The following is a 7,086-nucleotide window of genomic DNA, read 5'->3' as shown; positions in this document are numbered from 1 at the left end:
CATAATAGTAGCCGAAACTCGGCTACTATTATTAGGAAATTTCGAGACCAAGGCTCGAAATTTAGGCATGAGATAGCAAGCTTTATGCTGCCTTCCTTTGCTACTATTTTGGAAGTCTTTCGTAGTCAACGATAGTTTTTTAACTCTCTCTGTACATCTCTCTTGATATCTTTTTGTTTTAACGCTTCACGCTTATCATAGTTTTTCTTACCTTTCGCAATCCCAATCAACAACTTGGCAACTCCATTTTTAATATAAACCTTCAATGGAACAACCGTATTTCCCGCCTGTCTTACCTCTTGCTCAAGCATTTGAATTTGCTTCTTATGCAACAACAACTTTCTCGTACGAAGCGGATCATGATTGAAAATATTCCCCTGCTCAAACGGACTAATGTGAACCCCCACTAAAAAGGCTTCCCCATTTTTAAAACTACAATAACCATCTTTCAAATTCATTCTAGCTTGACGAACCGATTTAATCTCCGTTCCCGTTAACACTAAACCTGCTTCAATCGTATCTAAAATCGTATAATCATGATTCGCCTTACGATTTTGTGCTAAAACTTTATTATCTGTTCCTTTTGGCATCCGAATTCTCCTTACGAATGTTTTTTTCTACGCTTTTGCTTTGCTTGCGCTTTAAAATGTTGTCTCCCTTTATTTTTAGAAGACTTCTTCGATTTGTTACTTCGACTTTCTTTTTTCGCAGCTTTCTTTAACGCTTCTTTTCCTTTAGTTGGACGTTTGTTTTGAGTAATCAAATCTGCATTATCCACTGATAAAATAAAATCAATTTCATGCGCTTCTACATCGACTTTAATTAATTTTACTTTAACACGATCTCCGATTCGATAAGTTACTCCTGTTCTCTCACCAATTAAGACCATATGACTTTCAATAAAGTTAAAGTAATCTTGATTCATATGCGTAATATGCACTAAACCTTCTACGGTATTTGGCAATTCCACAAACATTCCGAACTTAGTAACGGAACTAACAATTCCTTCAAACTCTTGTCCAATCTTATCAGCCATAAATTCAGCTTTTTTCATCGCATCTACTTCACGTTCTGCTTGAACTGCTAAACGTTCCATTTTGCTTGATTGATCCGCAATTCTCTCTAGCTTAGAAGCATTTAATTCCTCTTGTTGCTTCGATAGGAAACTTCCACTTCCTTCGTATTGACGAATCATACGGTGAACAATTAAGTCTGGATAACGACGAATCGGTGAAGTAAAGTGAGTATAATCTTCTGCAGCTAATCCATAATGTCCAGAAGGTGTAATATCATATTTAGCTTGTTTCATAGAACGTAGCATCATAGTCGATACAACTGCTTCATAAGTTTCCCCTTTAACTTCATCTAAGGCTTTTTGCAGTTTTTTCGGACTAATGGTGTCGCTCGTTCCTTTAATATTAATGCCAAATGCTGTGACAAATTCTAAGAAACGTTGCATTTTTTCTTGTTGTGGTTGTTCATGGACACGGTAAATAAACGGAACATTTTTTCGTTGATAATGCATCGCAACTGTTTCATTTGCTGCTAACATAAAGGATTCAATTAATCGTTCTGCAACTCCACGTTCACGAATTTGAATATCAATTGGGGCACCTTGTTCATCCACAATAATTTTTGCTTCATGTGTTTCAAAATCAATCGCTCCACGTTCTTTTCTTCGTCTTTCTAAAATATGATGTAATTCTTTCATATCCAACAACATTTGCTGAATTTCATCTGGAATTTCTACTTCTTTTTTCTCATACAATTCATTCACTAAATTATACGTTAATCGCATATCTGAGCGAATGACACTTGGGAAAATCTCATATTGATAAATCGTTCCACTTCGATCAATTTCCATACGACAAGACATCGTTAGTCGTTCTTCATGTGGATGTAAAGAACAAATTCCATTTGATAATCGTTGTGGCAACATTGGAACAACACGATCTGTTAAGTACACACTTGTTCCACGTTCAAATGCCTCTCTATCAATAGCTGAATTTTCCGTTACATAATACGATACATCCGCAATCGAAACAGTTAATTCAAAGGTTCCATCTTCACGTTTTGTAAGTGCAACAGCATCATCCAAATCTTTGGCATCTGCCCCGTCAATAGTCACGGTTAATTGTTCACGTAAATCTTTACGCCCTTGTCGATCTTCATCTGTGATAACTTCAGGAACAAGATTTGCCTGGTCTATCACTTCTTGTGGAAATTCTGTTGGAATATGTAATTGTTGTAAAATCATTAAAATATCCATTCCAACGGCATCTTTATAACCAATTTCTTTGACAACAATTCCTTCTAATGAAGAACGATTTTTTTCATTCGTATATTTTGTTAATTCTACAATGACAACTGTTCCATCTACTGGATGTAATCCATTTGGACGAATTAAACAACGAGTACCTGCTAATTTTTTATCTTTGACAACTACTTCACCGCAATACCCTGTATCTTCTGCAGTTTCTGAACTAAAGCGAGTATAAATCCCTACCACTTGAGTCGTATTTCGTTGAATAATTTGGACAATTTTCCCTGTCGCAGAGCGTTGACGATAGCTATCGGCTGGTTCTGTAATCACTAATTCTACTTCATCCCCATCCATTGCACTCATTGTATCTCCACGAGGAATGAAAATATCTGGTTCTCCTTCGACTACTGTGACAAATCCAAATCCTTTGTCATTTGCTCGATACGTTCCTTTTAATGTTTGATTTAAAGGATTTAATCCAAATTTTCCATTTCGATTTAGTTCTAAGACGCCCTCTTCTTCTAATGCGGCTAATTCTTTCACTAATATTTTAAAATCTTGAGATTGATTCATCCCAAAATGTTCACTAATTTCTTTTACATAAAAACTTTCTGGTGCATATTCTTCAAAAAAAGACACCAAAACTGTTCTCAATGATTCTCTCATTTCTTACCTCCATTCTTGTTGGTTTAAAAATTCTAATACAGATTCTTGAAATTCTGCTTTTTCTTTTCCTACTGTAATGACATGCCCTGATTTTTCAAACCAATGAAAATCAACGGCTGCATTCACTAATGCTTCTTTCATCTCAATAGATACTTCTGGATCGACTAATCGATCTAATTCCCCTTGCGCAATATAAAAAGGTCCTGTCACTTGTTCTAGTTTTTCTGCCACTTTAGCTGAAAAATCATGTAAATCTAATAATTGTTGTTTTGCTTTTTTTCCTAATGTGAACATTTCATCTTCACACATCCCAGAATGAGTAGCAAAAGCTATAAAACTCTTCAACAAATCTGGTAATTGCGCATTTCTTTTTGAAACAGGAGAACAAAATGTTCCCGCAATTTCCACTAATTGATCAGTTGCCAGTGCTGCTGCCATAATTCCACCCATCGATAATCCTAGTGCAGCAATCGTTGAATACCCTTGACTTCTTACAAATTGTACCGCTTGTTTTGCATCTTCATACCATTTGTCTGGTGTTTCTTTTAAAATTTCACACGCATTTGAATGTTCATGTCCACTAAATGCTGGTACATAAACTGCATAATCATGACGATGTAAAAAGGAAGCTAACATTCTCAGATCTGTTGGTTTCCCAGTATATGCATGAAATAATATAACCGCCCGTTTATTTGTTATTTCTTCTAACCAAATTGCTTCCAAATTGTCCACTCCTACCTTAAATGAATATTTTTATAATAGAAAAACACAATGTCTTAGAGATACTCCTTCAACATTGTGCTTAATCATTTTTATTTTGATGAGATGTACGCTAAGGCTACTGCTAAAATCATAAAGATTGCTCCTAATCCAACAGTCACTCGAATTAAGAATGCTTCAAATCCACGTGCTTTTGTTTTCCCGAATAATTGCTCAGCACCGCCTGATAATGAATTTGCTGCATTTGTTTTCGATGGTTGCATAGCTACAATAATAATTAGTAACACACTAATAATAATCATCAATGTTAAAATTGTTTGATACAAAGGATCTTCCTCCTCTATTAATATTCTTTTCAATTCTACCATAAATATAGTGTAATTACTACCAATTGCCCTTAAATTCTTTATTTAGAGATGATTTTTTAAGCATCAATTCCCAAACTATATCACTTTCGTGATATAATGAACGTAATATGAAAAGGAGGTTTTTATGAAAGGTTTAGTATTTTTGGACTTGGACGGAACACTATTAAATAAAAAAGGCCAAGTCGACCTTGAAGTCATAGAAGCGATTCAACAATTAAAGGAAAATGGGTATGAACCACTTCTAGCAACAGGAAGATCTCCTATCGAAGTTTCGGAAGTCATTCAATCTACGAATATTCATTCTGGAGTTTTTATGAATGGACAAGTAGTGATTTTCAAAGGTGAAATTTTAATTAATCATGAAATTCCAACAGAAACAATTGAAAGACTACTCCAATTTGCGAAAGAAAATGGACATGGCATGACGTGTTATAATGTTGATGCTTTTAAAATCATTGAATCAGTCCCGTTTGCACAAGAAGCCTATGCATATATTCATACACCAACACCAGATGTTGTTCCAGCATTTTATAAAGAACAAGTCGTGAATATGATGCTCTTACTTTCAAGGGATAATAATGATGAAGCTTACCAGCAAGCTTTTCCAGAGTTAAGATTTATTCGAAATTTCCCATATGCGATGGATGTCATTACCGATGGAAATTCTAAAGCAACAGGCATTCGAGCATTAATACGTACCTTGAATAATAAGTCTATTACTACCTATGCCTTTGGAGATGGTGCTAATGATTTAGAAATGTTCCAAGAAGTCGATATTGCAATTGCCATGGGAAATGCCATTCCATTATTAAAAGAAAAAGCAGACTACGTCAGTGCAGATAATGATAAAGGTGGAGTCATTCAAGGATTAAAACATTATCATTTAATTTAGGAGGAAGTCATGTCACTTTATGAAATAGAAGTACCTACAATAGATGGAACAAGCACATTAGAAGACTATAAAGGGCAAGTATTACTTATTGTCAATACCGCTAGCGGATGTGGATTAGCTCCACAATTTGCCCAATTACAAAGCTTATACGAAACATACCACGAACAAGGATTTAGCGTTCTAGGATTCCCTTGTAATCAATTTGCCAACCAAGAGCCATTAAACGCTAAGGAAGCTGCTTCAAGTTGCCAATTCAATTATCAAGTCACTTTCCCAATGTTTGGAAAAGTACTCGTGAATGGCCCAGAAACGCATCCATTATTTAAGCTATTAAAAGAAGAAACAAAAGGACTATTTGGTAGTTCGATCAAATGGAATTTTACAAAATTCCTTGTAGACGCATCCGGAAAAGTCGTTGCTAGATTCGCCCCAACTACTTCTCCATTATCCATTGAGAAACAAATAAAACAATTATTAAATAAGGAGTGTTAATATGAATACAGAAGAAATTTTAAGTATTTTAGAGGAATTAGAAGTAGCCATTTTTGCTACCGTGGATAAAGACGGAAAACCTCATTCTCGTCCAATTCACATCGGCGTTGCCAATGAACATGGAGTTTTCTTTATGACGAGTCCAGAAACTCATTTCTACAAACAATTACAAGAAAATCCTAATGTCGCAATTGCAGCATTTTCACACGATGATTACTTAATTCAAGTGATTCGTATCGAAGGAAAAGTACGTGAGCTTGGAAAAGAAGGATTAGAAGAAATCTTAGCAGGAAATCCATTTGTTAAAAATGTATATCCAGATGATCAACAACGTGCAGGAGTACAAGTTTTCCAACTATACGAAGGAAAAGGCTTCTACCACAGCTTAACTCAAGGACATAAATATACTTTCAGTATTCAAGGCTAATGACTAACTAGAAAAGGAATCCTCCTACGAGGGTTCCTTTTTTTCTTCCATCCAATGTGATACAATGAACGTATCGTTTTAAAGGAGAGATATTTTATGAAAAACTATAAAAAATTCTTAACTCATTCTATTTTATTCGGAAGTCTATTTATTCTTGCTGCAGGATGTCAATCAACATCAACTACAAATAATACGACTACAACCACCGCAACTACAACTGCTGCAAAAGAAAAATCTACTACTGATTTAATTGGAAAAGCTTTGCCAAACTTTGCATTTGAAACAGCAGATGCGCAACAAAAAACTCCTGCAGATTTTAAAGGGAAGAAAATTGTCTATGTCGCTTGGGCTAGCTGGTGTCCAGATTGCCAACAAGAACTTCCAATTTTAAATGAATTAAGACAAGACTATCAAGACTCTGTTGAATTTGTTTTAGTCAACTTACTTGTTAAAGGAGAAACACCTGAAAAAGCCCAAGCCTTCTTAAAAGAGAAAGGACTAGAATTCAACTATTACTCAGACAAAGAAAAAAGTTTCCAAAAAGCTTTAGAAATCCATTCAATTCCAACCATGATTTTTGTGGATCAAGAAGGAAAAATCAAAAATGTTATCGATGAAGTAAAAGATAAAGCAACGATTGAAGAAGTATTAAAATCATTATAGAAATGCAAAAAGGATGATGGGCACTGCTCATCATCCTTTTGTTATTTAAGAATTCAGTTTTTATTTGTCTTCTTTTTTACCTTTTGGTGCTACTAATCCTAGACCTGCTAAGATTGATAATACAGCTGGAGTAAATACTGCAAACTCCGCTGAACCTGTATTTGGTAATTCTTGTTTTGCACTCTCTTGAGCTTTTGGAGCTTCAGCAACTGGTGCTGCTACAGCTGGTTCCTCTGCTGTTTTTTCAGCTGGTGTTTCATTTGTAGCTGTTTGAGCTGAATTTGCTGAAGTTCTTGGATTAATTCCTGATGGATTTTTAGTACTTGGAGCTTCTTGAGCTTGTTCATCTGCTGCCTGTGTTGATTGTGTTGGTGAAGCTTGCGTTTGTGTACCTGTTGCTGTTTCTAATGTAGATAAATCAAATTCTGGAACTTCATTAACTGGAGCTTCTTGTCCATTTGAAGATTCAACTTTATCTGATTTAGGTTGTTCAGCTGGTTTAGTTTCATCCTTTGGAGCAGGTTTAGTAGTTTTTGCTGCTTTTTTGTTTGCTTCATCTAATTCTTTTTCTGCTTCTTTTGCAGTTAAGCCTTCT

9 protein-coding genes are annotated in these 7,086 nt (G+C 35.2%); 4 read left to right on the top strand and 5 right to left on the bottom strand.

Annotated features, from left to right (window positions below; translation table 11 throughout):
• Window positions 1–125: 125 nt before the first annotated feature.
• The 4 genes from smpB to secG all read right to left on the bottom strand — a co-directional run bounded on the left by smpB (window position 126) and on the right by secG (window position 3,975).
• Window positions 126–590, bottom strand: coding sequence for an SsrA-binding protein SmpB (gene smpB, locus RYK07_RS08500; RefSeq protein WP_006703881.1), 465 nt, complete (start codon window positions 588–590; stop codon window positions 126–128).
• Between the two features lie 11 nt (window positions 591–601).
• A complete protein-coding gene (gene rnr / locus RYK07_RS08495; protein WP_314853441.1) occupies window positions 602–2,929 on the bottom strand; it encodes a ribonuclease R in 2,328 nt (775 codons plus the stop codon).
• Window positions 2,930–2,932: 3 nt separating this feature from the next.
• Window positions 2,933–3,661, bottom strand: coding sequence for an alpha/beta fold hydrolase (locus RYK07_RS08490; protein ID WP_314853440.1), 729 nt, complete (start codon window positions 3,659–3,661; stop codon window positions 2,933–2,935).
• An 80-nt stretch (window positions 3,662–3,741) separates the two neighbouring features.
• Window positions 3,742–3,975 (bottom strand): preprotein translocase subunit SecG, encoded by a 234-nt coding sequence (gene secG, locus RYK07_RS08485; RefSeq protein WP_006703884.1) that lies wholly within the window; start codon window positions 3,973–3,975, stop codon window positions 3,742–3,744.
• Window positions 3,976–4,141: 166 nt separating this feature from the next.
• On the opposite strand from secG, the gene RYK07_RS08480 reads away from it, so the two are divergent.
• The 4 genes from RYK07_RS08480 to RYK07_RS08465 all read left to right on the top strand — a co-directional run bounded on the left by RYK07_RS08480 (window position 4,142) and on the right by RYK07_RS08465 (window position 6,491).
• Window positions 4,142–4,909 carry a Cof-type HAD-IIB family hydrolase gene (locus RYK07_RS08480; RefSeq protein WP_314853439.1) on the top strand — a complete coding sequence of 256 codons (768 nt, stop codon included), beginning with the start codon at window positions 4,142–4,144 and terminating at the stop codon, window positions 4,907–4,909.
• Between the two features lie 9 nt (window positions 4,910–4,918).
• The gene (locus tag RYK07_RS08475; RefSeq protein ID WP_314853438.1) at window positions 4,919–5,401 is read left to right on the top strand and encodes a glutathione peroxidase; all 483 of its coding nucleotides are present in this window, start codon (window positions 4,919–4,921) and stop codon (window positions 5,399–5,401) included.
• A gap of 1 nt (window position 5,402) precedes the next feature.
• Complete coding sequence (locus RYK07_RS08470) at window positions 5,403–5,828, top strand: pyridoxamine 5'-phosphate oxidase family protein (RefSeq protein ID WP_314354237.1); 426 nt, start codon at window positions 5,403–5,405, stop codon at window positions 5,826–5,828.
• A gap of 96 nt (window positions 5,829–5,924) precedes the next feature.
• On the top strand, window positions 5,925–6,491 hold the full coding sequence (locus RYK07_RS08465; RefSeq protein WP_314853437.1) for a TlpA disulfide reductase family protein: 567 nt from the start codon (window positions 5,925–5,927) through the stop codon (window positions 6,489–6,491).
• 60 nt (window positions 6,492–6,551) lie between these two features.
• Here RYK07_RS08465 and RYK07_RS08460 read toward each other — a convergent pair.
• Window positions 6,552–7,086 (bottom strand): LPXTG cell wall anchor domain-containing protein (locus RYK07_RS08460; protein ID WP_314853436.1); only part of this gene is annotated, 535 nt, incomplete at its 5' end.

Source organism: uncultured Granulicatella sp., from assembly GCF_963528315.1.
In the GTDB taxonomy this organism is placed as follows: Bacteria; Bacillota; Bacilli; order Lactobacillales; family Aerococcaceae; genus Granulicatella.
The sequence above is the reverse complement of the archived record's forward strand: the minus strand, read 5'-3'. Positions and strand labels throughout refer to the sequence as shown.

Bases quoted from the DNA above. Each gene is read 5' to 3' on its own strand.
- smpB (WP_006703881.1), bottom strand. From the start codon at position 590: ATGCCAAAAGGAACAGATAATAAAGTTTTAGCACAAAATCGTAAGGCG.
- rnr (WP_314853441.1), bottom strand. From the start codon at position 2,929: ATGAGAGAATCATTGAGAACAGTTTTGGTGTCTTTTTTTGAAGAATAT.
- RYK07_RS08480 (WP_314853439.1), top strand. From the start codon at position 4,142: ATGAAAGGTTTAGTATTTTTGGACTTGGACGGAACACTATTAAATAAA.
- RYK07_RS08475 (WP_314853438.1), top strand. From the start codon at position 4,919: ATGTCACTTTATGAAATAGAAGTACCTACAATAGATGGAACAAGCACA.
- RYK07_RS08470 (WP_314354237.1), top strand. From the start codon at position 5,403: ATGAATACAGAAGAAATTTTAAGTATTTTAGAGGAATTAGAAGTAGCC.
- RYK07_RS08465 (WP_314853437.1), top strand. From the start codon at position 5,925: ATGAAAAACTATAAAAAATTCTTAACTCATTCTATTTTATTCGGAAGT.